We start from the raw sequence: 25,056 nt of genomic DNA, 5'->3' as shown, positions 1-25,056 counted from the left end.
GCAGGCTTGTTCACGTTCGCAGGTCCTATAACGCCACATCGAGAAAGCCCGGCGCCTGGGCCAGGGCGAAGGGGCTGAAGATCGCCCAGTTGCGTTCACGCGGGAAGTGCCCCTGCACAAAGCGTGCAGCGGCCCGGATCAGTGGTTGCGGCGGCGACAGCTGCAAGCTGTCGAGGGCAAAGTGCTGCAGGCCCAGTACCTCGTCCACCAGCAGGCCGACGAACAGGTCATCGTGGTCCAGCACCAGCACCCGCCGCTGCTTGCCTGGGGCGGCGTGGCCCAGGCCGAAGAAGCTGCTCAGGTCCATCACCGGCAACAGCCGGCCACGCAGGTTGGCCACCCCGCACACCCACGGCTGCACGCCGGGAACACGGCTACTGCGCGGTTCGCGCAACACTTCGGCCACTTCGCCCATGGGCGCGACGAACCACTGCCCGGCAATGCGAAAACCGATGCCGCTCCACTGCTGCAGGCGGTTGTCCTGCGGTGGCTGGTCGGCCACCAGCAGGCGGCAGCGCCGGTCGATGTCCAGCAACAACTCGAAGGCGGTCAACGACGCGCCCTGCGGGCGGGTGGTCAAGCCCCCAGCACTTCTTTGAGCTTGGCGATCAGCGCGTCCTCTTCCACCGGCTTGGTCAGGAAGTCACGTGCACCCTGGCGCGTGGCCCAGATGCGGTCGGTTTCCTGGTCCTTGGTGGTCACCACGATTACCGGGATGGCGCTGGTCTCTGGGTCCTTGCTGAGCTGGCGAGTGGCCTGGAAACCGTTCATGCCAGGCATGACGATGTCCATCAGCACAGCGTCGGGCTTGTCTTGCCGGGCCAGGGCCACGCCATCGGCACCGTTGCTGGCCTTGAGCACCTGGTAGCCGTGCTTCTCCAGCCATTCGGTCAATCTGTACATCTCTGTCGGCGAGTCGTCGACAATCAGAACTCGGGCCATGCTGTTTCCCCATCAGGAAAGTAGGACCGTGCCATGGCGGGGCGCGGTCAGGGTGCGTGTTGTTGAGGTACGGCAAACCCGGGCACGTGGGCGCGGATCGCGTCGAGCAATTCTTCCTTGCTGAACGGCTTGGTCAGGAACTGATCGGAACCGACCACCCGGCCACGAGCCTTGTCGAACAGGCCGTCGCGCGACGACAGCAGGATCACCGGGGTGTCCTTGAAGACACTGTTGTGCTTGATGACCGCGCAGGTCTGGTAACCGTCCAGGCGCGGCATCAGCACATCGACGAAAATGATGCTGGGCTGGTGGTCGACGATCTTGGCCAGGGCATCGAAGCCATCGCTGGCGGTGATCACCTCGCAGCCCGCTTCACCGAGCAACATCTGTGCGGTGCGGCGGATCGTGCGGGAATCGTCGATCACCATCACCTTCAGGGGTTGTTCCATAGACGCCTACCAATGGAAATTAGCTGCACTTTTAGCACACTCCGGAAGGCCATTCCATCTGCGCCGCCCCTTGACCGGCGGCGCTCGCGGCGCCACCCTGAGCCACTTTTCTTTCGAGCCATCGCGGCCAAGCGCCGCCAAGAGGAACCACCCCATGAGCGTTCGCCTCGGCATTGTCATGGACCCCATCGCGTCCATCTCCTACAAGAAGGACAGTTCGCTGGCCATGCTGCTGGCCGCCCAGGCACGCGGCTGGAGCCTGTTCTACATGGAACAGCAAGACCTGTACCAGGGCGAAAGCAAGGCCCGTGCACGCATGCGCCCGCTGAAGGTGTTCGCCGACCCGGCACATTGGTTCGAGCTGGGCGAGGAGCAGGACAGCCCGCTGGCCGAGCTGGACGTGATCCTGATGCGCAAAGACCCGCCGTTCGACATGGAGTTCGTCTACAGCACCTACCTGCTGGAACAGGCCGAGAATGATGGCGTGCTGGTGGTCAACCGCCCGCAGAGCCTGCGCGACTGCAACGAGAAGATGTTCGCCACGCTGTTCCCGCAATGCACCACGCCGACCCTGGTCAGCCGCCGCCCGGACATCATTCGCGAATTCGCCGCCAAGCATGCTGACGTGATCCTCAAACCACTGGATGGCATGGGCGGTACGTCGATCTTCCGTCACCGCGCTGGCGACCCCAACCTGTCGGTGATCCTGGAAACCCTGACAGCGCTGGGTACCCAGCAGATCATGGCCCAGGCCTACCTGCCGGCGATCAAGGACGGCGACAAGCGCATCCTGATGATCGATGGCGAGCCGGTGGACTATTGCCTGGCGCGTATCCCTGCCAGTGGCGAGACCCGTGGCAACCTGGCCGCTGGCGGCCGTGGCGAGGCCCGCCCGCTGACCGAGCGCGACCGCTGGATCGCCGCCCAGGTCGGGCCGACCCTGCGCGAGAAGGGCCTGCTGTTCGTGGGCCTGGACGTGATCGGCGACTTCCTCACCGAAATCAACGTCACCAGCCCCACCTGTATTCGCGAGATCGATGCCGCCTACAACACCGATATCGGTGGCAAGTTGATGGATGCCATTGATCGCAAGCTCAAGGCGCGCTGACAGCCAACGCGAAGCTAGACCCTAGAGTGGGGTATGATGCCGGTCCTATTCGACTGAGCTACTGCCCCGCCCTGCGGTTGCTGGATACCTGATGACGCTGCCCGCTGACATCCCTGCCGACCTGCTGCCTCCCCGTGTTCGCCCGGTGGACCGGCTCGGCTTCACCCTGTTTCTGGCTGCCCTGGTGCACCTGGCGCTGATTCTTGGCGTCGGCTTCACCGTGGTCAAGCCTGCCGAAATTCGCCACACCATGGACATCACCCTGGCCACCTTCAAAAGCGAGAAAGCGCCCGAGAAGGCCGATTTCCAGGCCCAGGACAACCAGCAGGGCAGCGGCACCCTGGACAAGAAGGCGGTCCCCACGACCACCGAACTGGCCCCGTTCCAGGACAGCAAGATCAACAAGATTACCCCACCACCCGCCGCCAGGCCCGAAGTGGTACCCCCGCCTACCCCGCAGAAGTCGGCGGTAGTGACGACCGCGCCCAAGCCGCAAAAGGTCGAACCCAAGCCCAAGGAAAGCAAGGCGCAGCCCAAACCGGCCGCGCCTGCGCCAGACTTCGACAGCTCGCAGCTGTCCAGCCAGATCGCCAGCCTGGAGGCGGAGCTTTCCAACGAACAGCAGATGTACGCCAAACGCCCGCGCATTCACCGCCTGAACGCCGCCTCGACCATGCGCGACAAGGGCGCCTGGTACAAGGAAGAGTGGCGCAAGAAGGTCGAGCGGGTGGGCAACCTGAACTACCCCGACGAAGCGCGCCGGCAGCAGATTTACGGCAACTTGCGCATGATGGTGTCGATCAACCGTGATGGCTCGCTGTACGAGGTGCTGGTGCTGGAGTCGTCCGGGCAACCGGTGCTGGACCAGGCGGCACAGCGCATCGTAAGGCTGGCGGCGCCGTTTGCACCGTTTACTGGGGATTTGGCTGAGTTTGACCGGTTGGAGATTATTCGGACATGGCGGTTTGCCCGTGGGGACCGTTTGTCCAGTAATTGAGTATTGGCCTTGGGCGTAGGGCTTGCGAGATGCGGTGGCGCGGAGATCGAGCGCCGCGCGGGCGGCGCTCGATCTCAAAGACACCAAAAACCTCAAGACAGACACCAACCAAACGACACAAATCCGCACCTTGTCAGCCTCGCCACCTGGCGCCACACTATCCCCCATGAAAACCCTAGCCCCCAGCTACCTCAAGCATCAGTTTCTGATCGCCATGCCGCACATGGCCGATCCGAACTTCGCCCAGACCCTCACCTACATCGTCGAGCACAATGAGCATGGCGCCATGGGCCTGGTGGTCAACCGGCCGCAGGAACTGAGCCTGGCCGACATCCTCGAGCAGCTGCGCCCGGACGAAATGCCGCCGGCCAGCACCTCGCAGGTGCCGATCTACCAGGGCGGCCCGGTGCAGACCGACCGCGGCTTCGTGCTGCACAGCAGCGAGTGCAGCTTCCAGGCCACAGTGGCCCTGGAAGGCCTGTCGCTGACCACATCGCAGGATGTGTTGCTTGCGATTGCCGCAGGGGTAGGCCCGAAACAGAGCCTGATCACCCTGGGTTATGCCGGCTGGGAAGCGGGCCAACTGGAGGCCGAGCTGGCCGACAACGCCTGGCTGAACTGCCCGTTCGACCCGGAAATCATCTTCGGCATGGCCAACGACCTGCGCCTGGAAGCTGCAGCCGCCAGCCTGGGGATCAACCTGCACCTGCTGACCAGCCAGGCGGGCCACGCCTGATGGCCGAGCTACGCCTACTGCTGGGCTTCGACTACGGCAGCAAACAGATCGGTGTGGCCGTCGGCCAGGTGATAACCGGCCAGGCCCGCGAACTGTGCACCCTGAAGGCACAGAACGGCGTGCCGGACTGGGCCCAGGTGGAAAAGCTGATCGCCGAATGGAAGCCGGACGCCATTGTCGTCGGCCTGCCACTGAACATGGACGGTACGCCCAGCGAAATGAGCGCCCGCGCCGAAAAGTTCGCCCGCCGCCTGAACGGCCGCTTCAACCTGCCCGTGCACACCCACGACGAGCGCCTGACCACCTTCGAGGCCAAAGGCGAACGCATGGCCCGTGGCGGCCAGCGCGGCAGCTACCGCGACAACCCGGTCGATGCCATCGCCGCTGCCTTGTTGCTGCAAGGCTGGCTGGAGGCCAACACCTGATCATCTTTGCCGCCGGGCCCACCCGGCGCACCCTTCCGAGGAGCCCGCAATGAGCCTACCCAATCCCGCCGAGCTGATCCGGCAGATGGCTGTCGACCTTCGCGCCCACCTGGCCCGCCGTCACATCAGCGAGCCGCGCTATATCGGTATCCGCACCGGCGGTGTCTGGGTTGCCCAGGCCCTGCAGGAAGCCATGGGCGACACCAGCCCCATGGGCACCCTGGACGTTTCGTTCTACCGCGATGACTTCAGCCAGAACGGCCTGCACCCGCAAGTGCGTCCGTCCGAGCTGCCGTTCGAAGTCGAAGGCCAACACCTGGTGCTGGTGGATGACGTACTGATGAGCGGCCGCACCATTCGCGCTGCGCTCAACGAGCTGTTCGATTATGGCCGCCCGGCCAGCGTTACCCTGGTCTGCCTGCTGGACCTGGATGCCGGCGAACTGCCAATCCGTCCGAACGTGCTTGGCGCCACCCTGTCGCTGGCGGCCCATGAACGGGTAAAATTGACCGGACCCGCACCGCTCGCCCTCGAGCGCCAGGACCTCGCCTCCGCTTCCGCCCTTTAAGAGTCCCCCGCGATGACGCCAATCGACGCCAAGCGCCCGCTGCAGCTCAATGATCAGGGCCAGCTGCGCCACTTCCTCTCGCTCGACGGTTTGCCCCGCGAACTGCTCACCGAGATTCTCGACACCGCCGACTCCTTCCTGGAAGTCGGTGCCCGGGCCGTGAAAAAAGTCCCGCTGCTGCGCGGCAAGACCGTATGCAACGTGTTCTTCGAGAACTCGACCCGTACCCGTACCACCTTCGAACTGGCGGCCCAGCGCCTGTCGGCCGACGTGATCAGCCTGAACGTGTCGACCTCCTCGACCAGCAAGGGCGAAACGCTGTTCGACACCCTGCGCAACCTTGAAGCCATGGCGGCCGATATGTTCGTCGTGCGCCACTCCGACTCGGGCGCCGCGCACTTCATCGCCGAACATGTGTGCCCGGACGTTGCCGTGATCAACGGCGGTGACGGCCGCCACGCGCACCCGACCCAGGGCATGCTCGACATGCTCACCATCCGCCGCCACAAGGGCAGCTTCGAAAACCTGTCGGTGGCCATCGTCGGTGACATCCTGCATTCGCGCGTGGCCCGCTCCGACATGCTCGCGCTCAAAGCGCTGGGTTGCCCGGACATTCGCGTGATCGGCCCGAAAACCCTGATCCCGATCGGTATCGAGCAGTACGGCGTAAAGGTCTACACCGACCTCGCCGAAGGCCTGAAAGACGTCGACGTGGTGATCATGCTGCGTCTGCAGCGTGAGCGCATGGCCGGTGGCCTGCTACCCAGCGAAGGCGAGTTCTACCGCCTGTTCGGCCTGACCACCGCACGCCTGGCCGGGGCCAAGCCCGACGCCATCGTCATGCACCCAGGCCCGATCAACCGAGGTGTCGAAATCGAGTCTGCAGTGGCCGACGGCAAGCACTCGGTGATCCTCAACCAGGTCACCTACGGCATCGCCGTGCGCATGGCCGTGTTGTCCATGGCCATGAGCGGGCAGAACGCGCAACGTCAATTCGACCAGGAGAACGCCCAGTGACCATCAGTATTCTCGGCGCCCGGGTCATCGACCCCAACAGCGGCCTGGACCAAGTCACCGACCTGCACCTGGAGGGCGGCCGCATTGCCGCCATCGGCGCCGCCCCGGCCGGTTTCAGCGCCAGCCGCACGATCCAGGCCGATGGCCTGGTCGCCGCGCCCGGCCTGGTCGACCTTGGCGTTTCCCTGCGCGAGCCGGGTTACAGCCGCAAAGGCAACATCGCCAGTGAAACCCGCGCGGCCGTGGCCGGCGGCGTTACCAGCCTGTGCTGCCCGCCGCAGACCAAGCCGGTGCTGGACACCTCGGCGGTGGCCGAGCTGATCCTCGACCGTGCCCGCGAAGCGGCCAACAGCAAGGTCTACCCGATCGGCGCCCTGACCAAAGGCCTGGAGGGCGAGCAACTGGCCGAGCTGGTGGCCCTGCGTGACACCGGCTGCGTGGCATTCGGCAACGGCCTGAAGGAAATCCCCAACAACCGTACCCTGGCTCGTGCCCTGGAGTACGCGGCCACCTTCGATCTGACGGTGGTGTTCCACTCCCAGGACCGCGACCTGGCACAGGGCGGCCTGGCCCACGAAGGTGCCATGGCCAGCTTCCTTGGCCTGCCGGGCATCCCGGAAAGCGCCGAAACCGTGGCCCTGGCGCGCAACCTGTTGCTGGTGGAGCAGAGTGGTGTGCGTGCGCACTTCAGCCAGATCACCAGCGCCCGTGGCGCGCGGCTGATCGCCCAAGCCCAAGCCCTGGGCCTGCCGGTGACCGCCGATGTGGCGCTGTACCAGCTGATCCTCACCGACGAGTCGCTGCGCGAATTCTCCAGCCTGTACCACGTGCAGCCGCCGCTGCGCACCGCAGCCGACCGTGACGGCCTGCGCGAGGCAGTGAAGTCGGGGGTGATTCAGGCGATTTCCAGCCACCACCAGCCGCATGAGCGCGACGCCAAGCTGGCCCCGTTCGGCGCCACCGAGCCGGGTATCAGCAGCGTCGAGTTGCTGCTGCCGCTGGCCATGACCTTGGTGCAGGATGGCCTGCTCGACCTGCCAACCTTGCTCGCCCGCCTGAGCAGCGGCCCGGCTGCCGCCTTGCGCCTGCCAGCCGGCGAGCTGAAAGTGGGTGGGGCGGCCGACCTGGTGCTGTTCGACCCGCAAGCCTCCACCGTTGCCGGCGAGCAGTGGTTCTCGCGCGGCGAGAACTGCCCGTTCATCGGCCACTGCCTGCCGGGTGCGGTGCGCTATACCTTGGTCGATGGGCACGTCTGCCACGAGGCCTGACAAAGCGCGAACTTGCTTTGTGTAGGAGCGGCCTTGTGTCGCGAACGGGCCGCGCAGCGGCCCCAGGGTCTCTGCATCACGCATGAATCGCTGGGGCCGCTTTGCGGCCCTTTCGCGACACAAGGCCGCTCCTACATCGACCGTGCCCGGTTCGAAGACCGGACCAACCATTCATCCCCCACGGTTGAAATCCTTCCCCCCACCCCCATATGAGTCTGCATCAGGCACTTTCGCCCCGCTGCGTGGAGACTCTCCCCTTGACCACCATCGTTTCTGTCCGCCGTAACGGCAAAGTCGTCATGGGCGGCGACGGCCAGGTATCCCTCGGCAATACCGTGATGAAAGGCAACGCCAAAAAGGTGCGCCGCCTGTACCACGGCCAGGTCATTGCGGGCTTCGCCGGTGCTACCGCCGACGCCTTCACCCTGTTCGAACGCTTTGAAGGCCAGCTGGAAAAACACCAGGGCCACCTGGTCCGCGCCGCCGTCGAGCTGGCCAAGGAATGGCGTACAGACCGCTCCCTGAGCCGCCTGGAAGCCATGCTGGCCGTGGCTAACAAGGACGCCTCCCTGATCATCACCGGCAACGGTGACGTGGTCGAGCCCGAAGATGGCCTGATCGCCATGGGTTCCGGCGGCGCCTATGCACAGGCCGCCGCCCGCGCCCTGCTGAACAAGACTGACCTCTCGGCACGCGAAATCGCTGAAACCGCCCTGAACATCGCCGGCGACATCTGCGTGTTCACCAACCATAACCTGACCATCGAGGAGCAGGACCTGGCCGACTGATTCAGCTGTTCTGGCGCCCCTTCCCGGTGAAGGGGTTTTTCCACGCTGACTCATCTGCCCAAGGACCCTATTGATCATGTCCATGACCCCCCGCGAGATCGTCCACGAACTCAACCGCCACATCATCGGCCAGGACGACGCCAAGCGCGCCGTGGCCATTGCCCTGCGCAACCGCTGGCGGCGCATGCAGCTCCCTGCCGAGCTGCGTGCCGAAGTCACCCCGAAGAACATCCTGATGATCGGCCCTACCGGCGTCGGCAAGACCGAAATCGCCCGCCGCCTGGCCAAGTTGGCCAACGCGCCGTTCCTCAAGGTCGAAGCCACCAAGTTCACCGAGGTGGGCTATGTGGGCCGCGACGTCGAGTCGATCATCCGTGACCTGGCTGATGCCGCGCTGAAAATGCTGCGCGAGCAAGAAATCATCCGCGTGCGCCACCGCGCCGAAGATGCCGCCGAAGACCGCATTCTCGATGCCCTGCTGCCACAAGCGCGCGTCACCAGCTTCAGCGAGGAAGCCGCACAGACCAGCAGCGACTCCAACACGCGCCAACTGTTCCGCAAGCGCCTGCGCGAAGGCCAGTTGGACGACAAGGAAATCGAGATCGAAGTGGCCGATGCCGTAGGCGTGGAAATTGCTGCACCGCCCGGCATGGAAGAAATGACCAACCAGTTGCAGAGCCTGTTCGCCAACATGGGCAAGGGCAAGCGCAAAGCGCGCAAGCTGAAGGTGAAAGAAGCGCTTAAGATGGTTCGCGATGAAGAAGCGAGCCGCCTGGTCAATGAGGAAGAACTCAAGGCCAAGGCCCTGGAAGCAGTCGAGCAGCACGGTATCGTGTTCATCGACGAAATCGACAAAGTGGCCAAGCGTGGCAACGTTGGCGGTGCCGACGTGTCCCGTGAAGGCGTACAGCGCGACCTGCTGCCGCTGATCGAAGGCTGCACCGTCAACACCAAGCTGGGCATGGTCAAGACCGACCACATCCTGTTCATTGCCTCGGGCGCGTTCCACCTGAGCAAACCGAGCGACCTGGTGCCTGAACTGCAAGGCCGCCTGCCAATTCGTGTGGAGCTGAAGGCGCTGACCCCAGAAGACTTCGAGCGCATCCTGCAAGAACCGCACGCGTCGCTGACCGAGCAGTACCAGGCATTGCTCAAGACCGAAGGCCTGAACATCGCGTTCCAGGCTGACGGCATCAAGCGCCTGGCCGAGATTGCCTACCAGGTCAACGAGAAGACCGAGAACATCGGTGCCCGTCGCCTGCACACCCTGCTCGAGCGTTTGCTCGAAGAGGTGTCGTTCAGCGCGGGCGACCTGGCCAGCACCCACGACGAAGCGCCGATCCAGATCGACGCGGCGTACGTGAACAGCCACCTGGGTGAGCTGGCGCAGAACGAAGACCTGTCGCGTTACATCCTGTAATACCGCAGGGGGCCGCTTTGCGGCCCCCTTGCACATTCCCCCAAATCTCCTGAAGCTGTGCTTTATCAGCTCCCGAGAGATTCTGCCCATGGCCCGCCTGCCCACTGCCATCAACCTGCACAAAGCCTCGAAAACCCTCAGCCTCACCTACGCCCCCGGCGAGGTCTACCAACTGCCCGCCGAATTCCTGCGCGTGCACTCCCCCTCCGCCGAAGTCCAGGGCCACGGCAACCCCATTCTGCAGTTCGGCAAGATCAACGTCGGCCTCGTCGGCCTCGAACCCGCCGGCCAATATGCACTGAAACTGACCTTCGACGACGGCCACGACAGCGGTCTGTTCACCTGGGAATACCTCGAGCAGCTGTGCCTGCGCCAGGAACAGCTGTGGGCGGAATACCTCGACGAGCTGCACAAGGCCGGCAAATCCCGCGACCCGGCCGAGTCGGTGGTCAAACTGATGCTCTAGCGCAAGGCCTGCGGGGTTTAGAGCGCATTTTCTAAATTCATCTGTTTGAATGGCTTGCAGACAGCCCAGTGAGGGGCTGTCTTGCGCATTACATGAAAGTCGGGTAACCAATGGGTGTGGCAAGTTCCCTGCATCACTTTGCAGGTCGTCAGAACCCCCGCAGCACCGCTGTTCCTTATCACTGGTCACCCGAGTAGCAGTACCGGGCTCAGCGCTGTGCACCCGCCACGGCAACCGGTACTCGTCTCAGGACAACGGAGCGTCGTAGATGAGTAACAAGAACAACGATGAGCTGCAGCGGCAGGCCTCGGAAAACACCCTGGGGCTGAACCCGGTCATCGGCATTCGCCGCAAGGACCTGTTGAGCTCGGCACGCACTGTGCTGCGCCAGGCCGTGCGCCAACCGCTGCACAGCGCCAAGCATGTGGCCCACTTTGGCCTGGAACTGAAGAACGTGTTGCTGGGCAAGTCCAACCTGGCCCCGGAAGGCGACGACCGTCGCTTCAACGACCCGGCCTGGAGCAACAACCCACTGTACCGCCGCTACCTGCAAACCTACCTGGCCTGGCGCAATGAACTACAGGACTGGATCGGCAGCAGCGACCTGTCACCCCAGGACATCAGCCGCGGCCAGTTCGTCATCAACCTGATGACCGAGGCCATGGCGCCGACCAATACCCTGTCCAACCCGGCCGCGGTCAAACGTTTCTTCGAAACAGGCGGCAAGAGCCTGCTCGATGGCCTGTCAAACCTGGCCAAGGACATGGTCAACAATGGCGGCATGCCCAGCCAGGTGAACATGGATGCCTTCGAAGTGGGCAAGAACCTGGGTACCAGCGAAGGCGCGGTGGTGTACCGCAACGATGTGCTGGAACTGATCCAGTACAGCCCCATCACCGAGCAGGTACACGCTCGCCCGCTGCTGGTGGTACCGCCGCAGATCAACAAGTTCTACGTGTTCGACCTGAGCCCGGAAAAAAGCCTGGCACGCTTCTGCCTGCGCTCGCAGCAGCAGACCTTCATCATCAGCTGGCGCAACCCGACCAAGGCCCAGCGCGAGTGGGGCCTGTCCACCTACATCGATGCGCTCAAAGAAGCAGTCGACGCGGTGCTGGCGATTACCGGCAGCAAGGACCTGAACATGCTCGGTGCCTGCTCTGGCGGCATCACCTGCACCGCACTGGTGGGTCACTATGCCGCCATTGGCGAAAACAAGGTCAACGCCCTGACCCTGCTGGTCAGCGTGCTCGACACCACCATGGACAACCAGGTTGCATTGTTCGTCGACGAGCAGACCCTGGAGGCCGCCAAGCGCCACCCCTACCAGGCAGGCGTGCTGGAAGGCAGCGAAATGGCCAAGGTGTTCGCCTGGATGCGCCCCAATGACTTGATCTGGAACTACTGGGTCAACAACTACCTGCTCGGCAATGAACCGCCGGTGTTCGACATCCTGTTCTGGAACAACGACACCACGCGCCTGCCGGCCGCCTTCCACGGCGACCTGATCGAAATGTTCAAGAGCAACCCGCTGACGCGCCCCGAAGCCCTGGAAGTGTGCGGCACCGCAATCGACCTGAAGCAGGTCAAATGCGACATCTACAGCCTTGCCGGCACCAACGACCACATCACCCCCTGGCAGTCGTGCTACCGCTCGGCACACCTGTTTGGCGGCAAGATCGAGTTCGTGCTGTCCAACAGCGGGCATATCCAGAGCATCCTCAACCCGCCGGGCAACCCCAAGGCACGCTTCATGACCGGTGCCGACCGCCCAGGCGACCCAGTGGCCTGGCAGGAAAACGCCACCAAGCATGCCGACTCCTGGTGGTTGCACTGGCAAAGTTGGCTGGGCGAGCGTGCCGGCGCGCTGAAAAAGGCGCCCACCCGCCTGGGCAACCGTGCCTACGCTGCCGGCGAGGCCTCCCCAGGCACGTACGTTCACGAACGTTGAGTAGCAGCGCCGTGGCCACCTACGGGGGCGCCACGGTGTTTACTTCACCCAAGAGTCACGCGCATGCCGCAACCCTACATTTTCAGGACCGTCGAGCTGGACGACCAGTCCATCCGCACCGCCGTCCGCCCGGGCAAGCCGCACCTGACGCCGTTGCTGATCTTCAACGGCATCGGCGCCAACCTGGAGCTGGTGTTTCCGTTCATCGAAGCATTGGACCCGGACCTGGAAGTCATCGCTTTCGACGTGCCCGGTGTCGGTGGCTCGTCCACCCCACGCCACCCGTATCGCTTCCCTGGGCTGGCCAAGCTGACGGCACGGATGCTCGACTACCTCGACTACGGCCAGGTCAACGTCATCGGCGTGTCCTGGGGCGGCGCCCTGGCCCAGCAGTTCGCGCACGACTACCCCGAGCGCTGCAAGAAGCTGGTGCTGGCCGCCACCGCTGCTGGCGCGGTCATGGTGCCAGGCAAGCCCAAGGTGCTGTGGATGATGGCCAGCCCCCGCCGCTACGTGCAGCCGTCGCATGTCATACGCATTGCGCCGATGATCTATGGCGGCGGCTTCCGGCGCGACCCGGACCTGGCCATGCACCATGCCGCCAAGGTGCGCTCTGGCGGCAAGCTGGGTTACTACTGGCAGCTGTTCGCCGGGCTTGGCTGGACCAGCATCCACTGGCTGCACAAGATCCAGCAGCCCACCCTGGTATTGGCCGGCGACGACGACCCGCTGATCCCGCTGATCAACATGCGCCTGCTGGCCTGGCGGATTCCCAATGCCCAGCTACACATTATCGACGACGGCCATTTGTTCCTGATCACCCGGGCCGAGGCCGTCGCCCCCATCATCATGAAGTTTCTGCAGCAAGAACGTCAGCGCGCAGTCATGCACCCTCGCCCGGCTTCGGGCGTGTAGGCGCGGGCTTGCCCGCGAGGCGGCGCCATGGCCAGAACGAGGGAGTGTTGCCATGAAAGACAAACCGGGCAAAGGATCGACAACGCTCCCCGCCACCCGCATGAACGTGCAGAACGCCATCCTCGGCCTGCGCGGCCGCGACCTGCTGTCCACGTTGCGCAACGTCGGCCGCCACGGCCTGCGCCACCCGCTGCATACCGCGCACCATCTACTGGCGCTTGGCGGGCAACTGGGGCGGGTGATGCTGGGGGACACGCCCTACCAGGCAAACCCACGTGACGCGCGCTTCAGTGACCCGACCTGGAGCCAGAACCCGTTCTACCGCCGTGGCCTGCAGGCCTATCTGGCCTGGCAGAAACAGACGCGCCAGTGGATCGATGAAAGCCACTTGAACGACGATGATCGAGCACGCGCCCATTTCCTGTTCAACCTGATCAACGATGCGCTGGCCCCCAGCAACTCACTGCTCAACCCGCTGGCAATCAAGGAGCTGCTCAACACCGGCGGTCAGAGCCTGGTGCGTGGCGTAGCCCACCTGCTCGAAGACTTGCGCCACAACGATGGCCTGCCGCGCCAGGTGGACGAGCGTGCGTTCGAGGTGGGCGGCAATCTCGCCGCGACGCCTGGCGCCGTGGTTTTTCGCAATGAGCTTTTGGAGCTGATCCAGTACAAGCCGCTGAGCGAGACGCAGCACGCCCGCCCTCTGTTGGTGGTGCCTCCACAGATCAACAAGTTCTACATCTTCGACCTCAGCTCGACCAACAGCTTCGTCCAGTACATGCTCAAGAACGGCTTGCAGGTGTTCATGGTCAGCTGGCGCAACCCCGACCCACGCCACCGCGAATGGGGCCTTTCCAGTTACGTGCAGGCCCTGGAAGAAGCACTGAATGCCTGCCGCAGCATCAGCGGCAACCGTGACCCCAACCTGATGGGCGCCTGTGCCGGTGGCCTGACCATGGCTGCGCTGCAGGGCCACCTGCAAGCCAAGAAACAGTTGCGTCGCGTGCGCAGCGCCACCTACCTGGTCAGCTTGCTGGACAGCAAGTTCGAAAGCCCAGCCAGCCTGTTCGCCGATGAGCAGACCATCGAAGCCGCCAAACGCCGCTCCTATCAGCGCGGCGTGCTGGACGGTGGCGAGGTGGCACGGATCTTTGCCTGGATGCGGCCCAACGACTTGATCTGGAACTACTGGGTCAACAACTACCTGCTCGGCAAGACACCGCCGGCTTTCGATATCCTGTACTGGAACGCCGACAGCACGCGCCTGCCCGCCGCGCTGCATGGCGACCTGCTGGAGTTCTTCAAGCTCAACCCCTTGACCTACCCGGCCGGGCTGGAAGTGTGCGGCACGCCCATCGACCTGCAGCAGGTCAACCTGGACAGCTTTACCGTGGCCGGCAGCAACGACCACATCACCCCATGGGACGCGGTGTACCGCTCGGCCTTGCTGCTGGGTGGCGAGCGGCGCTTCGTGCTGGCCAACAGCGGGCATATCCAGAGCATCATCAACCCGCCCGGCAACCCCAAGGCGTACTACCTGGCCAACCCCAGGCTGAGCAGCGACCCCCGCGCCTGGTTCCACGACGCCAAACGCAGCGAAGGCAGCTGGTGGCCGTTGTGGCTGGAATGGATCACTGCACGCTCCGGCCCGCTCAAGGCGCCGCGCAGCGAGCTGGGCAATACCACTTACCCACCGCTAGGCCCCGCGCCAGGCACCTATGTGCTGACCCGATGAGCATGCTGACTGGATGAAAACCCGCGACCGTATCCTGGAATGCGCCCTGCAGCTGTTCAACCAGCAGGGCGAACCCAACGTCTCCACCCTGGAAATTGCCAACGAAATGGGCATCAGCCCAGGCAACCTGTATTACCACTTCCATGGCAAGGAACCCTTGGTATTGGGCCTTTTCGAGCGTTTCGAGGAAGCGCTGATGCCCTTGCTCGACCCTCCCCTGGATGTGCGCCTGGATGCCGAGGACTATTGGCTGTTCCTGCACTTGATCGTCGAGCGCATGTCACAGTACCGCTTCCTGTTCCAGGACCTGTCCAACCTGACCGGGCGCCTGCCCAAGCTGGCCCGTGGCATGCGCGGCCTGATCAATGCGCTCAAACGCACACTCGCGGCGCTGTTGGCCAGCCTCAAGGGCCAGGGGCTGGTAGAGAGTGAGACCCAGGCGCTGGGGCAACTGGTGGAGCAGATCACATTGACGCTGATGTTTTCGCTGGATTACCAGCGGGTGCTGGGGCGCGAGGCGGATGTGGGGATCGTGGTGTACCAGGTGATGATGCTGGTGGCGCCGCATCTGCAGGCGCAGGCACGGGCGGCGGCAGAGCAATTGGCGGTGCGCTATCTGGAAGGATAAACCTGCTGTTTCGGCGCAGAGGCCTTCGCGGGCATGCCCGCCCCCACAGGGCCTGCGCTGACCTGCTGATCGGCACTGTACCTGTGGGAGCGGGCAAGCCCGCGAAGAAGGCGACGCGGTATCAGATCAGGGTACCGGTGCCAGTCGGAGCCGACGGCGTGCTGCTTGCCGGGGCGGCGGCAGGTGCCGGTGCTGCGGTCGCGGCCGGTGCGGCGCTGGCCGCTGGAGCTGCAGGCTTCGCGGCTGCCGGTTTGGCCGGTGCCTTCTTCACTGCGGGTTTCTTCGCTGCCGCTGGTTTGGCTGCTGCCGGTTTCGCCGCAGGCTTGGCTGCCACGGGTTTGGCTGCTGGCTTGGCCGCAGGTTTGGCCGCCGCAATTTTAGCTGCAGGTTTTGCCGCCGCAGGCTTGGCCGCTGCGGCCTTGGCCAATGGCTTGGTTGCTGCCTTGCTCGCAGCCGGTTTGGCCGCGGCAGTGCGCGACGATATCGGCGTAACCGAAGCACCGGTCAGTTTCTCGATCTGCTTGGTCAGGCTATCCACCTGCTGATGCAGGGCCTTGATCTCGTTGCGGCTCGGCACGCCCAGGCGTGAGATGGCGCTGTTCAGACGCTTGTCGAAAGCCTCTTCGAGCTCGCTCCACTTGCCCAGCGCACGGTCCTTCACACCAGACACACGCGAAGTGGTCGATGATTTGGCGGATTCGGCTACTTCTTCAGCCGTCTTCTTCGCCTGCTTCTCGGCCTTCTCGCCATCTTTCACCAGCGTGTCGAACAGCTTCGGGCCGTCCTGGTCGATCTTCGAATAGATACCCAGCCCCGCCAGCCAGATCTTGCGGGAGTATTTCTCGATCCCGCCGACCCAGGAGCTGCCTTCTTTTTCGGTGTTCTTCTTGCCAGCCATCCTGCTCTCCTTATGGTTTGTGCGCGACGCGTTCAAGCAGTTCGTGCAGCTGTTCAAGCTTGATCGACAACGCCTCAACGTCATGTTTAGACGGAATGCCGAGGCGATTCAAGGCGCGCCCTACCCGTGCGTCGAAAGCTTTTTCGATCTTGTCGAGTTGAATCTCTACCTTGCCGCGTACGCGGCTGACTTCTTCAGCGGCTTCATCGATCTGGTTGTTGGCAGCATCGAGCTCTTTGTCGATACGTTTCTTGCCACGCTTCTCGACGCCTTCGCCGGCCTTGACCAGCTCCTGGAAATAATCGGAGCCTTCCTGGCCCACGCGCGCATAAGCGCCGATGCCAGCCAGCCAGATCTTGCGCGCGTAGCCGCGCACTTCGCCCAGCGTACCCAGGGCGTCGTCCTTTTTCTTCACAGTCACTTTGGCCATGCTCTGTACCTCATGCTCATGAGTGGAGGAGGAACCGCCCATGGAGGCTGGGCTTGAGCATAAGGTAGAGGCTGTAATTAGAATCTTCACCCTAAGATCGCCACGCTGACTTATCTACCGCCACTGCTTCAGGTTGGCGTTTCAGCATTCGGCTCCCTTTGACCGGAGCCACAAACCATGCCCCAATCACTGCCCCTGGCATACCTATCATTCAAGCAACAGGTAGCGCAGCAGTTCGCCAACCGCCCCAGCCTGCGCGAAGTCGTAGCCAGCGCAGGTTACGACGCACTCGTGGCACGCTACCCATGGACCCGCGAAAACCACCCAGAGCTGCGCTCCATAGCGGGCTTCAGCATCCTGCATAGCCTGGATGAAGAGCTACCTGCACAGCCAAGCAACTTGGTGGATACACTGCTCGAACATTTTCTCAGCGGCCAGCCCATGGCGCTCGAGCCCACGGATCAGCTCAGCCTGAACCCACCAACCGTCTTTCGCCCCCAGCATGTCGCGCCGGCCATCGATATTCGCATGGCCGACCTGAACACTGACTACGACGATGTGCTGGCAACCCTTTGCGAGACATTTCAGCAGGCACAGATCAGTTACTGGAACGGCCGCGACGGTGACTCGGACGTAACCCGCCTTCAGTGGATGCAACAGGTACTCAAGGCCGCACTGCTCGCCACGCTTGAGCACCAAGGCCTGGACAGTGATCAGAAGGCCTTGCTGTACACCCTGCTCGCTCGATCCCATACAACGGTAGACGTACAGGCTTTGCAGGTTTCGCTCGGCAACCCAGGCAACGTGGCCCATGAGGTGTTGCCGGACCTGCTCATCACGGGCAAAAAAGATGCACGCGATCTGGTTCTGTGGTGCAGCCCCTCCGGTACCGTGCGCGGTTTCAACGGGCTCAGCGCGTTCGCCGCCGCCCTGCGCGACGAGCTTTCCGAGCACCATGCGTTCGATACGATGACCTGGGCCTGCGTGGCATTGACCGAAGACCCGTTCGCCTATCAGGCCCGGCAATTGCTCAACGGCCTGCTGCAAAAGATTGACCGGGTGCAGCTTGGCACTATCGAGCAGGTTGTTGATCTGGAGCGCGTATTCAGCAAGCTGAGCGACCCCTCATCGATATTCCCGGCGAGCTTTCGTATCGAACGGTCGGCACCCTCGATCACGCTGCCTGACTGGCTTGAAAAGGCCACGGCAACTGACCGCTTCCAATACCACATGGCACTGCTGGAGCTAACGGCAGGGCACATGCTGGCACGCGGTGAAACCTCCCTGGACGGGATCGAAGACTTGCAGCACTACACGGCTCGCCGCCTGCGCGAGCAAATGCGTCATGACCACCCGAACCAGCCGCTTTGCGACCCTGACCAGGTGCGGATCACGATTTCACAAGTCGTGCAGGTGTCCTCCGTGGGGCCCGCGAAGCTTGAGTACCTGAAAACCATCAGCCTGACCGAGCTGGCCATCTCACGTTTGCCATTGGGTAGCGACCAGGTGGCTTCGGCGGTTCAACTGGCCGGGCAACAGCCGCCCGGCAGTTGGATGGACCTTGATTATGTCGATGCACTGATCACTGCCGTGGATGTCGGAGGCCAGTACCCGAAGTATGTCCACGACCAGTTGCAGACGGGTTCTGACAACGACGAACGTCGCCAGCGCTTTGCTGAAGAATGGCGTGTTGCGCTACTGCTTAGCGCGCTACAGGCCAAGATCACGGGGCAGTTGAACGAGCGCACCTGGCAGGCCGTTGCGGATTTTTGCCGCCGTGAAGCCCATGCCAGTACATCGCTGAAGATGGGGCCACTGTCATTGTGCAGCGTGCCGGGTGGCCCAAAGACCAACCTGGTGCATGGCATGTTCGTCATCGAAGTACCCGCAACTGGGGCCTGGATACTCTACCGGCCCTTGTTTGCCAGGCAGGCCATCAGGCAGTTCGACAGCCGCAGCCAATTGATGACGAGCATTCGGACCGAACACACCCTGCAGCAAGAAGTCCTTGACTGGCTGGATGACGATGCCCGCCCCATTTATGCCAATGATGGTTTCACCCACCCACACTTGCATGCTGGTCTCGCTGAACTGGCCCACCTGTTGGGACCTGGCCCTGGGCTGGCCGCTGATGCCCTCGAGCGCTTGCGAGCACCTGCCACATTGGCTTTCACGCCATGGTCAGGCGATGTGGACAGTTCGATGTACCAGGCCAGGGCGAGCGTTCTCCTGCTACTGGCCTCACGGCAGAGCCTCTCCAATGCCCAGCAACGCTGGGCTTTGGTCGTGCGGCTCGCATGGCTGGCGTTCAACACGGTCACGCCACTGCTGCGTGGGCCGGCAGGTCTGCTGGCTTGGCTGGTGGAAGCCCTGCTCGCCATCAAGGATGACCTGACAGCCTTGACCCAGGGTAGCGACGAAGAAAAGTTGCTCGCCGGTGCCGACATCCTGCTGAACCTGGCCATGCTGCTGGCCCACGGGCCCGGTACTGCCGAGCACGAAGCTGAACTGCCGCTTCAGCCCGAACCGCGCCGTGCTCGCAGCGCAATTGCACAGCAGCCGTCCGAACAGGAAACCTGGCAAGCTCCTGCCGAGCAGTCCCGGCCCGCACCAATCCACATCAGCCAATGGGGCCACGACCAACGGCTCGGCAACCTGCCCCGCGAAGCCCGTGCGGCGCTCGCCACCTTACGCGCCAAGATCAGCCTTAACGAGCAGACTGCGCTGGCCAGCGGCCGTCTGCGGGGCCTGTACAAGGTTGACGACCGCTACTACGTGAAATTGCAGGATGTCGCCTACGAGGTCGAAGAAAGTTGGAGCGGCGTACGCATCATCGGACCGCAGGTCAGTCACAGCGAATGGTCGCAGTCATGGGGTGCAACCCCTGACGGCTACTACATTGTCGGCCGCGAACGCAGCCGCGGCCCTTGGCTGACGCGCTGGAACGGTGAATGGATGCTCGACTTGCACCTGTCGGGCGGTATGCCGAGAACAGCCAAGGCACTGATCGACGAAAAAAAACAAGCGCTGAAGAAAATGCAGGAAGACCGAGCGGCGAATGACAAAAAGCTCACCAACACAGAAATATTCCTCGACGGCTATCTGCAACGGGTAAAGCCATATGACGAGGCATACCTGGCATTTCAGCGATCCCTCGATGCCTACCCCGACACAGCCCTCGACGACCTGCCGGAGGAGCTGCAAGCAAGGCGGCGGGCACTGCGCACGCTGCGCAACGAGTCACGTGCGAACTTTGATGTGCTCGCCCTCACCTACGAAAAACAGGCCGAGCTGATAAGTAATCAAGCGCAGCTCTTCGCCAGCATGAGTGACCCCAAATACGCCAGATTCGACCCCAACGCAGTGGCCTCCTTCGCCCGTGGGCAATGGTGGGAACAGTTGCTTACCGCCGACTTGCATCAGTTCCACCGACTGCTCGATATGAATGACTATGCCGCACTTAAAGACCAGTCACGTCGGCTCTTGCAGTTACCCTTCGGCCAGGAGCAGGCACAGCTGTACCTGGACTACAGCAAGAAGGTCGAAGCAGCACTGGCCACCCATAGACGCCTCTTCAACGTCAGCCAACGCCTTGACCACAACCTCAGCGAGGCACTGACAGATGGGCAGATCCAGTTCTCTGGCAAACGCAAGAAGCTCGATGTCATCATCAACAACCGGCGATATTCCACACTGATGGTCCGAGCTCAGATCCTGAGCGACCTGTATCAGTTGGTCGTGAGCAGAGATCAGCTAACTGCGGAGGACTTCGAAAGTGTCCTGCTCTCGCATAAAACCCTGCGTAACAAGCCACTGCACGAAGCGCTGCTTAGCCACGACAGCCTGGCTGCAGCCCAGCTGGCCCCAGAAGAACAGAAAGAGCCACTGGAAAGCGCGTTAGGCGAATACAAACTGTCACTGGGCAATGCCGAGTATTTGCTTTCACGCAACATTCCGGCGGTGAACAGCAGCAAACTCAACGAATACATCGCAGAGCTGAATGCACTGATAACCCTGACTGAGCGTGACTTGGCCGCCACTTCTGCCGCGGCCGATCTGCAGGAAACAGCGCTCGAACAGCCGCTGACCCACAAAGTGCGATCTGTGAAACGCAAGGTTATCCGCACCAGCCGGGGCAAATCAGTGGTGGTCGAAGAAACCAAGGACGGCGACGAAGCCGTGCAGGTCGACCCGTTGACCGAAAAAACGGTTGCGCGCTATCAGCAACAAGGTGATCACTGGGAAGCGGTGCCGCAAGCTGCGTCAGCACCCGACTACACGCGCTTGCGCCGCACCGGCGCCGACCTGCTGGCTCAGAAAGATACCAGGATCGCCCACGCCTCCCGCCACCTGGACGGGCCAAACAGCCTGGCGGACCAGCTTGATTTCTACATTCAGGACATGGCAGACATCGCCGACGCGTTGCGCGCCGGCCCGGACCAAGGGCATGCACTGGCCACCAGGCTGGACCTGGCAGTTACCGAAGTGCGGGCAGAAAAAAAGCGCCTCTTGACCACCGCCTACCTGGGCACTCAGCACCCGGACAGCAAGGCCCTGCATTTCCTCCTGGAGGCAAACGAAATCGAGGTCAAGCTCACCAGGGCCCGCAAAAGGCTCAAGGCCAATGACTTTCTGGATGTCTATGACGTTTATCGCCTGGAACCCAGGCAGAAGCTCTGGGAAGCGCATTTCCACTACACCAGCGCAAATGCCAACCCACGGCGCTTTGCCAAAGGCCATTTGAAGTTCCCGAACACCATGAGCCGCGAGGAGCGTTTGCAACGCGCACAGGCCCCGGCAGAGCGATACGAAATCTACCGGGGTGATCTGCGCCTCGAGCAGGTCGAGGACATCATCCCGTTCCCCGATAGCTGAAGGCCGCAGGCGTCAGGCCAGCGCCTTGTCCAGCGCCCGCTCGATTTCACCCTTGATGGTGGCGCTCATCATCGACAGCATCATGCCCAGCTTCAGTTCCACGCGGATGCTGTCATCAAAGATGTGCACACTGCCATTGGCGCCGCTGCGGGCCACATCGACCCGGTCACCGTTCCAGGTGGCCTTGAGGTCATATTCGCGGCTGAGCTTGTCGACCAGCGCTTCGGCCTTGGCGCGGGCGGCATCGCGGCCGAGGGAGTGTTTGCGTTCGACGCTGATCTGGGTCATGCGGGCATTCCTGAAGATGTAGACATAATTGGCATTATGCCCGCCCCTGCCCACTGGCACACCCCGCCAAGACAAATCCGCCCGTTCGCCCTAGAATGGCGGTAATTTTTTTCGGTGAAGCGATATGAACGACCAGCGCAAAGGCGACCACGCCGAACCCACCACTCATTTTGGCTACCAGGACGTGCCTGAAAGCCAGAAGGCGAAGAAAGTCGCCGAAGTGTTCCACTCGGTAGCCGCCAAGTACGACCTGATGAACGACGTGCTGTCCGGCGGCATGCACCGGCTGTGGAAGCGCTTTACCATCGAGCTGTCGGGTGTGCGCAGCGGCAACCGCGTACTGGACATTGCCGGCGGCACCGGTGACCTGGCGGCCAAGTTCTCGCGCCTGGTAGGCCCGACCGGGCAAGTGGTACTGGCCGACATCAACGATTCGATGCTCAAGGTTGGCCGTGACCGCCTGCTTGACCGTGGTGTGGCCGGCAACATCGAGTTCGTCCAGGCCGACGCCGAAAAGCTGCCGTTCCCGGACAACCACTTCGACTGCGTGACCATCGCCTTCGGCCTGCGCAACGTCACCCACAAAGACGAAGCCATCCGTTCGATGTTGCGCGTGCTCAAGCCCGGTGGCCGCCTGTTGATCCTGGAGTTCTCCAAGCCGACCAACAAGCTGATGTCCAGGGCCTACGACGCTTACTCGTTCGCCTTCATGCCGCTGGCCGGCAAGCTGATCACCAATGACGCCGAGAGCTACCGTTACCTCGCCGAGTCGATCCGCATGCACCCGGACCAGGAAACCCTCAAGAGCATGATGGTCGAGGCCGGCTTCGACCGCGTCACCTACCACAACATGACCAGCGGTATCGTTGCCGTACACCGGGGGATCAAGCCCTGATGCTGCTGGCCGGGCTGCTCGCCAGCGTCGAACATGGCCTGAACCGCGTCCTGCGCATGGACAGCACGGCCCTGCCGCGCCTGGCCGCGCTGGAAGGCAAGGTCATCGAGATCGACTGCCGCCAACCGGCCCTGCAGGTGTTCATCCTGCCCGATGAAGACGGCCTGATGCTCGCCGCCCACTGGGAGGGCGAAGTCGACTGCAGCCTGCGTGCCCCGGCTGGCAGCCTGGCGCAGCTGGCCCTGGCCAGGGACAAGACCGCTGTGCTGCACAGCCCGCAGGTCGAGCTGCATGGCGACAGTGCCGTACTGCTCGACCTGTTCGGCGTGCTGCAGGACCTGGAGCTGGACTGGGAGCACGAGCTGCAACGCTGGCTCGGCCCCGTCGCCACGGCCATGCTGGCCGGCCATATCCGCCTGCGTGCACGCTGGACCCGCCAAGGCCTGGCACGTTTCAGCCAGAACCTGTCCGAGTACCTGGCCGAAGAGTCCCGCACCCTGGTCGGCAAGCGCGAAGCCGAAGCCGCCTTCAGCGAACTCGATGCCCTGAAGCTCGATACAGAACGCCTCGAGGCGCGCCTCAAGCGCCTCTCCCGATCCCTTGATACCAGCGATAACGCATGAAGCTGCTCGCCGTCCGCCGTCTTTTTCGCATCCAGCGTGTGGTGATCCGCTACCGTCTCGATGACCTGTTGTTCGAACAGCCACTGCTGCCTTGGTGGCTGGCCAGCCTGCGCCTGCTGATGCCGTGGCGCTGGCTGCCCCGCAAGCCCACCGAACTCAGCCGTGGCGCGCGCCTGCGCCTGGCGCTGCAGGACCTGGGGCCGATCTTCATCAAGTTCGGCCAACTGCTGTCCACCCGCCGCGACCTGCTGCCCACCGACATCGCCGACGAGTTGATGCTGCTGCAGGACCGTGTGCCACCGTTCGACCCGCAAAAAGCCGTGGCGTTGATCGAGGAACAGCTCGGTGCAAAAGTCGGCGAGGTGTTCAGCCGCTTTGACGTCGAGCCACTGGCCTCGGCCTCGGTGGCCCAGGTACATGCCGCCCGCCTGAAAACCGGTGAAGAGGTGGTGGTCAAGGTGGTACGCCCGGGCCTGAAGCCGGTCATCGCCCAGGACTTGGCCTGGCTGTTCCTGATCGCCAAGGCCGCCGAGCGAGCCTCGGCCGATGCCCGTCGCCTGCACCCGGTGGAAATCGTCGGCGACTACGAAAAGACCATCTACGACGAACTCGACCTGCTGCGCGAGGCGGCCAACGCCAGCCAGCTGCGACGCAACTTCGAAGGCTCCGAGCTGATGTACGTGCCCCAGGTGTACTGGGACCTGTGCCGCCCCAAGGTGCTGGTAATGGAGCGCATCTACGGCGTACCGGTAACCGACATGGTCACCCTGGCCGACCAGCGCACCGACATGAAGCTGCTGGCCGAGCGTGGCGTGGAGGTGTTCTTCACCCAGGTGTTCCGCGACAGCTTCTTCCACGCCGACATGCACCCCGGCAACATCTTCGTCAGCACGGTCAAACCGTGGAGCCCGCAGTACATCGCCATCGACTGCGGCATCGTCGGCAGCCTGACCGCCGAGGACCAGGACTACCTGGCGCGCAACCTGATTGCCTTCTTCAAGCGTGATTACCGCCGCGTCGCCCAGTTGCACATCGATTCGGGCTGGGTGCCGGCGCACACCAAGGTCAACGAGTTCGAAGCGGCGATCCGCACCGTGTGCGAGCCGATCTTCGAAAAACCGTTAAAGGATATTTCCTTCGGCCAGGTGCTGATGCGCCTGTTCCAGACCGCGCGGCGCTTCAACATGGAAGTACAACCGCAGCTGGTACTGCTGCAGAAGACCCTGCTCAACATCGAAGGGCTGGGCCGCCAGCTGTACCCTGACCTGGACCTGTGGAGCACCGCCAAACCGTTCCTTGAACGCTGGATGCGCGATCGCTACAGCCCAAAGGCCGTGTTCGGCAACATTCATGGGCAGGTCGAGCAGTTGCCGCACCTGGCCAACATGGCCCGCGACCTGCTCGAACGCCTGTCGCAGCCGCACCTGAACGACCCGCAACTGCCGGAGCGTCGCCGCCAGGGTGACCGCTGGGCACTGCGCCTGCTGGGTGCCGGCCTGCTCGGCGGTGGTGCGGTATTGGCCGCAGGCGCCGCCGAGGCCGCGAGCCTGGCCGCCCCTGCTGCCTGGCCGGCCTGGCTGATGCTGGCCGCCGGCCTTTACCTGATCGTGCGCCAATAGCCAGCCGCGCCCGTGGCT

24 protein-coding genes are annotated in these 25,056 nt (G+C 63.2%); 18 read left to right on the top strand and 6 right to left on the bottom strand.

Annotation, left to right across the window (positions count from 1 at the left end):
• Positions 1-25 precede the first annotated feature (25 nt).
• Genes Q9451_RS04580 through Q9451_RS04570 form a run of 3 tightly spaced genes read right to left on the bottom strand, consistent with a single transcriptional unit; the run spans position 26 to position 1,391 of the window.
• On the bottom strand, positions 26-580 hold the full coding sequence (locus tag Q9451_RS04580; RefSeq protein WP_012274550.1) for a chemotaxis protein CheW: 555 nt from the start codon (positions 578-580) through the stop codon (positions 26-28).
• A complete protein-coding gene (pilH, locus tag Q9451_RS04575; protein ID WP_012274551.1) occupies positions 577-942 on the bottom strand; it encodes a twitching motility response regulator PilH in 366 nt (121 codons plus the stop codon). Before pilH ends, Q9451_RS04580 begins: the two co-directional genes overlap by 4 nt.
• A 47-nt stretch (positions 943-989) precedes the next feature.
• The gene (locus Q9451_RS04570; protein ID WP_012274552.1) at positions 990-1,391 is read right to left on the bottom strand and encodes a response regulator; all 402 of its coding nucleotides are present in this window, start codon (positions 1,389-1,391) and stop codon (positions 990-992) included.
• Between the two features lie 154 nt (positions 1,392-1,545).
• Here Q9451_RS04570 and gshB point away from each other — a divergent pair, with 154 nt between their 5' ends.
• The 14 genes from gshB to Q9451_RS04500 all read left to right on the top strand — a co-directional run bounded on the left by gshB (position 1,546) and on the right by Q9451_RS04500 (position 15,410).
• Positions 1,546-2,499 carry a glutathione synthase gene (gene gshB, locus Q9451_RS04565; RefSeq protein WP_012274553.1) on the top strand — a complete coding sequence of 318 codons (954 nt, stop codon included), beginning with the start codon at positions 1,546-1,548 and terminating at the stop codon, positions 2,497-2,499.
• A 91-nt stretch (positions 2,500-2,590) separates the two neighbouring features.
• A complete protein-coding gene (locus Q9451_RS04560) occupies positions 2,591-3,496 on the top strand; it encodes an energy transducer TonB (protein ID WP_012274554.1) in 906 nt (301 codons plus the stop codon).
• 166 nt (positions 3,497-3,662) lie between these two features.
• Complete coding sequence (locus Q9451_RS04555) at positions 3,663-4,232, top strand: YqgE/AlgH family protein (RefSeq protein ID WP_012274555.1); 570 nt, start codon at positions 3,663-3,665, stop codon at positions 4,230-4,232.
• Positions 4,232-4,657, top strand: a complete 426-nt coding sequence (ruvX, locus tag Q9451_RS04550; RefSeq protein ID WP_003249316.1) for a Holliday junction resolvase RuvX — start codon at positions 4,232-4,234, stop codon at positions 4,655-4,657. Before Q9451_RS04555 ends, ruvX begins: the two co-directional genes overlap by 1 nt.
• Before the next feature lie 49 nt (positions 4,658-4,706).
• Positions 4,707-5,225 (top strand): bifunctional pyr operon transcriptional regulator/uracil phosphoribosyltransferase PyrR, encoded by a 519-nt coding sequence (gene pyrR / locus Q9451_RS04545; protein WP_012274556.1) that lies wholly within the window; start codon positions 4,707-4,709, stop codon positions 5,223-5,225.
• A 12-nt stretch (positions 5,226-5,237) separates the two neighbouring features.
• Positions 5,238-6,242, top strand: a complete 1,005-nt coding sequence (locus Q9451_RS04540) for an aspartate carbamoyltransferase catalytic subunit (protein ID WP_008099987.1) — start codon at positions 5,238-5,240, stop codon at positions 6,240-6,242.
• Complete coding sequence (locus Q9451_RS04535; RefSeq protein ID WP_012274557.1) at positions 6,239-7,510, top strand: dihydroorotase; 1,272 nt, start codon at positions 6,239-6,241, stop codon at positions 7,508-7,510. Before Q9451_RS04540 ends, Q9451_RS04535 begins: the two co-directional genes overlap by 4 nt.
• A gap of 257 nt (positions 7,511-7,767) precedes the next feature.
• A complete protein-coding gene (gene hslV / locus Q9451_RS04530) occupies positions 7,768-8,298 on the top strand; it encodes an ATP-dependent protease subunit HslV (RefSeq protein WP_003249309.1) in 531 nt (176 codons plus the stop codon).
• A gap of 76 nt (positions 8,299-8,374) precedes the next feature.
• Positions 8,375-9,718 (top strand): ATP-dependent protease ATPase subunit HslU, encoded by a 1,344-nt coding sequence (hslU, locus tag Q9451_RS04525; protein WP_012274558.1) that lies wholly within the window; start codon positions 8,375-8,377, stop codon positions 9,716-9,718.
• A gap of 88 nt (positions 9,719-9,806) precedes the next feature.
• On the top strand, positions 9,807-10,184 hold the full coding sequence (locus tag Q9451_RS04520; protein ID WP_012274559.1) for a DUF971 domain-containing protein: 378 nt from the start codon (positions 9,807-9,809) through the stop codon (positions 10,182-10,184).
• A 268-nt stretch (positions 10,185-10,452) separates the two neighbouring features.
• Entirely contained in the window at positions 10,453-12,132 is a 1,680-nt protein-coding gene (gene phaC, locus Q9451_RS04515) for a class II poly(R)-hydroxyalkanoic acid synthase (RefSeq protein WP_012274560.1), read from the top strand.
• A gap of 63 nt (positions 12,133-12,195) precedes the next feature.
• Positions 12,196-13,047, top strand: a complete 852-nt coding sequence (phaZ, locus tag Q9451_RS04510; protein WP_012274561.1) for a poly(3-hydroxyalkanoate) depolymerase — start codon at positions 12,196-12,198, stop codon at positions 13,045-13,047.
• A gap of 52 nt (positions 13,048-13,099) precedes the next feature.
• Positions 13,100-14,782 carry a class II poly(R)-hydroxyalkanoic acid synthase gene (gene phaC, locus Q9451_RS04505; protein ID WP_012274562.1) on the top strand — a complete coding sequence of 561 codons (1,683 nt, stop codon included), beginning with the start codon at positions 13,100-13,102 and terminating at the stop codon, positions 14,780-14,782.
• A 13-nt stretch (positions 14,783-14,795) separates the two neighbouring features.
• Positions 14,796-15,410 carry a TetR/AcrR family transcriptional regulator gene (locus tag Q9451_RS04500; protein WP_345960885.1) on the top strand — a complete coding sequence of 205 codons (615 nt, stop codon included), beginning with the start codon at positions 14,796-14,798 and terminating at the stop codon, positions 15,408-15,410.
• A 121-nt stretch (positions 15,411-15,531) separates the two neighbouring features.
• Here the strand turns inward: Q9451_RS04500 and Q9451_RS04495 are convergent, their stop codons facing one another.
• Both Q9451_RS04495 and Q9451_RS04490 read right to left on the bottom strand, forming a co-directional pair.
• Positions 15,532-16,308: a phasin family protein gene (locus Q9451_RS04495; RefSeq protein ID WP_012274564.1), complete on the bottom strand. Its 777-nt coding sequence runs from the start codon at positions 16,306-16,308 to the stop codon at positions 15,532-15,534.
• A 10-nt stretch (positions 16,309-16,318) separates the two neighbouring features.
• On the bottom strand, positions 16,319-16,738 hold the full coding sequence (locus Q9451_RS04490; RefSeq protein ID WP_012274565.1) for a phasin family protein: 420 nt from the start codon (positions 16,736-16,738) through the stop codon (positions 16,319-16,321).
• A 177-nt stretch (positions 16,739-16,915) separates the two neighbouring features.
• On the opposite strand from Q9451_RS04490, the gene Q9451_RS04485 reads away from it, so the two are divergent.
• Positions 16,916-21,613: a DUF6543 domain-containing protein gene (locus tag Q9451_RS04485; RefSeq protein WP_012274566.1), complete on the top strand. Its 4,698-nt coding sequence runs from the start codon at positions 16,916-16,918 to the stop codon at positions 21,611-21,613.
• A 12-nt stretch (positions 21,614-21,625) separates the two neighbouring features.
• Here the strand turns inward: Q9451_RS04485 and Q9451_RS04480 are convergent, their stop codons facing one another.
• Positions 21,626-21,901, bottom strand: a complete 276-nt coding sequence (locus Q9451_RS04480) for a polyhydroxyalkanoic acid system family protein (protein ID WP_012274567.1) — start codon at positions 21,899-21,901, stop codon at positions 21,626-21,628.
• A gap of 124 nt (positions 21,902-22,025) precedes the next feature.
• On the opposite strand from Q9451_RS04480, the gene ubiE reads away from it, so the two are divergent.
• From ubiE to ubiB, 3 genes are read left to right on the top strand one after another with little or no spacing between them, the layout of a single operon-like run.
• The gene (ubiE, locus tag Q9451_RS04475) at positions 22,026-22,796 is read left to right on the top strand and encodes a bifunctional demethylmenaquinone methyltransferase/2-methoxy-6-polyprenyl-1,4-benzoquinol methylase UbiE (RefSeq protein ID WP_012274568.1); all 771 of its coding nucleotides are present in this window, start codon (positions 22,026-22,028) and stop codon (positions 22,794-22,796) included.
• Positions 22,796-23,419 carry an SCP2 sterol-binding domain-containing protein gene (locus tag Q9451_RS04470; protein WP_012274569.1) on the top strand — a complete coding sequence of 208 codons (624 nt, stop codon included), beginning with the start codon at positions 22,796-22,798 and terminating at the stop codon, positions 23,417-23,419. Before ubiE ends, Q9451_RS04470 begins: the two co-directional genes overlap by 1 nt.
• Positions 23,416-25,038 carry a ubiquinone biosynthesis regulatory protein kinase UbiB gene (ubiB, locus tag Q9451_RS04465; RefSeq protein WP_012274570.1) on the top strand — a complete coding sequence of 541 codons (1,623 nt, stop codon included), beginning with the start codon at positions 23,416-23,418 and terminating at the stop codon, positions 25,036-25,038. The genes Q9451_RS04470 and ubiB overlap by 4 nt, the downstream gene beginning before the upstream one ends.
• Positions 25,039-25,056: the final 18 nt, after the last annotated feature.

Source organism: Pseudomonas sp. NY8896 (assembly GCF_039634505.1).
This window is presented reverse-complemented; position numbering and strand designations above follow the sequence as displayed.

Excerpts from the sequence above, each read along its gene's own strand:
- hslU (WP_012274558.1), top strand. The coding sequence starts at position 8,375 with ATGTCCATGACCCCCCGCGAGATCGTCCACGAACTCAACCGCCACATC.
- gshB (WP_012274553.1), top strand. The coding sequence starts at position 1,546 with ATGAGCGTTCGCCTCGGCATTGTCATGGACCCCATCGCGTCCATCTCC.
- Q9451_RS04520 (WP_012274559.1), top strand. The coding sequence starts at position 9,807 with ATGGCCCGCCTGCCCACTGCCATCAACCTGCACAAAGCCTCGAAAACC.
- ubiB (WP_012274570.1), top strand. The coding sequence starts at position 23,416 with ATGAAGCTGCTCGCCGTCCGCCGTCTTTTTCGCATCCAGCGTGTGGTG.
- Q9451_RS04485 (WP_012274566.1), top strand. The coding sequence starts at position 16,916 with ATGCCCCAATCACTGCCCCTGGCATACCTATCATTCAAGCAACAGGTA.
- Q9451_RS04490 (WP_012274565.1), bottom strand. The coding sequence starts at position 16,738 with ATGGCCAAAGTGACTGTGAAGAAAAAGGACGACGCCCTGGGTACGCTG.
- Q9451_RS04470 (WP_012274569.1), top strand. The coding sequence starts at position 22,796 with ATGCTGCTGGCCGGGCTGCTCGCCAGCGTCGAACATGGCCTGAACCGC.
- ubiE (WP_012274568.1), top strand. The coding sequence starts at position 22,026 with ATGAACGACCAGCGCAAAGGCGACCACGCCGAACCCACCACTCATTTT.
- phaC (WP_012274562.1), top strand. The coding sequence starts at position 13,100 with ATGAAAGACAAACCGGGCAAAGGATCGACAACGCTCCCCGCCACCCGC.
- ruvX (WP_003249316.1), top strand. The coding sequence starts at position 4,232 with ATGGCCGAGCTACGCCTACTGCTGGGCTTCGACTACGGCAGCAAACAG.
- Q9451_RS04560 (WP_012274554.1), top strand. The coding sequence starts at position 2,591 with ATGACGCTGCCCGCTGACATCCCTGCCGACCTGCTGCCTCCCCGTGTT.
- Q9451_RS04540 (WP_008099987.1), top strand. The coding sequence starts at position 5,238 with ATGACGCCAATCGACGCCAAGCGCCCGCTGCAGCTCAATGATCAGGGC.
- phaC (WP_012274560.1), top strand. The coding sequence starts at position 10,453 with ATGAGTAACAAGAACAACGATGAGCTGCAGCGGCAGGCCTCGGAAAAC.
- pilH (WP_012274551.1), bottom strand. The coding sequence starts at position 942 with ATGGCCCGAGTTCTGATTGTCGACGACTCGCCGACAGAGATGTACAGA.
- Q9451_RS04570 (WP_012274552.1), bottom strand. The coding sequence starts at position 1,391 with ATGGAACAACCCCTGAAGGTGATGGTGATCGACGATTCCCGCACGATC.
- pyrR (WP_012274556.1), top strand. The coding sequence starts at position 4,707 with ATGAGCCTACCCAATCCCGCCGAGCTGATCCGGCAGATGGCTGTCGAC.
- Q9451_RS04555 (WP_012274555.1), top strand. The coding sequence starts at position 3,663 with ATGAAAACCCTAGCCCCCAGCTACCTCAAGCATCAGTTTCTGATCGCC.
- Q9451_RS04500 (WP_345960885.1), top strand. The coding sequence starts at position 14,796 with ATGAAAACCCGCGACCGTATCCTGGAATGCGCCCTGCAGCTGTTCAAC.
- Q9451_RS04495 (WP_012274564.1), bottom strand. The coding sequence starts at position 16,308 with ATGGCTGGCAAGAAGAACACCGAAAAAGAAGGCAGCTCCTGGGTCGGC.
- phaZ (WP_012274561.1), top strand. The coding sequence starts at position 12,196 with ATGCCGCAACCCTACATTTTCAGGACCGTCGAGCTGGACGACCAGTCC.
- Q9451_RS04480 (WP_012274567.1), bottom strand. The coding sequence starts at position 21,901 with ATGACCCAGATCAGCGTCGAACGCAAACACTCCCTCGGCCGCGATGCC.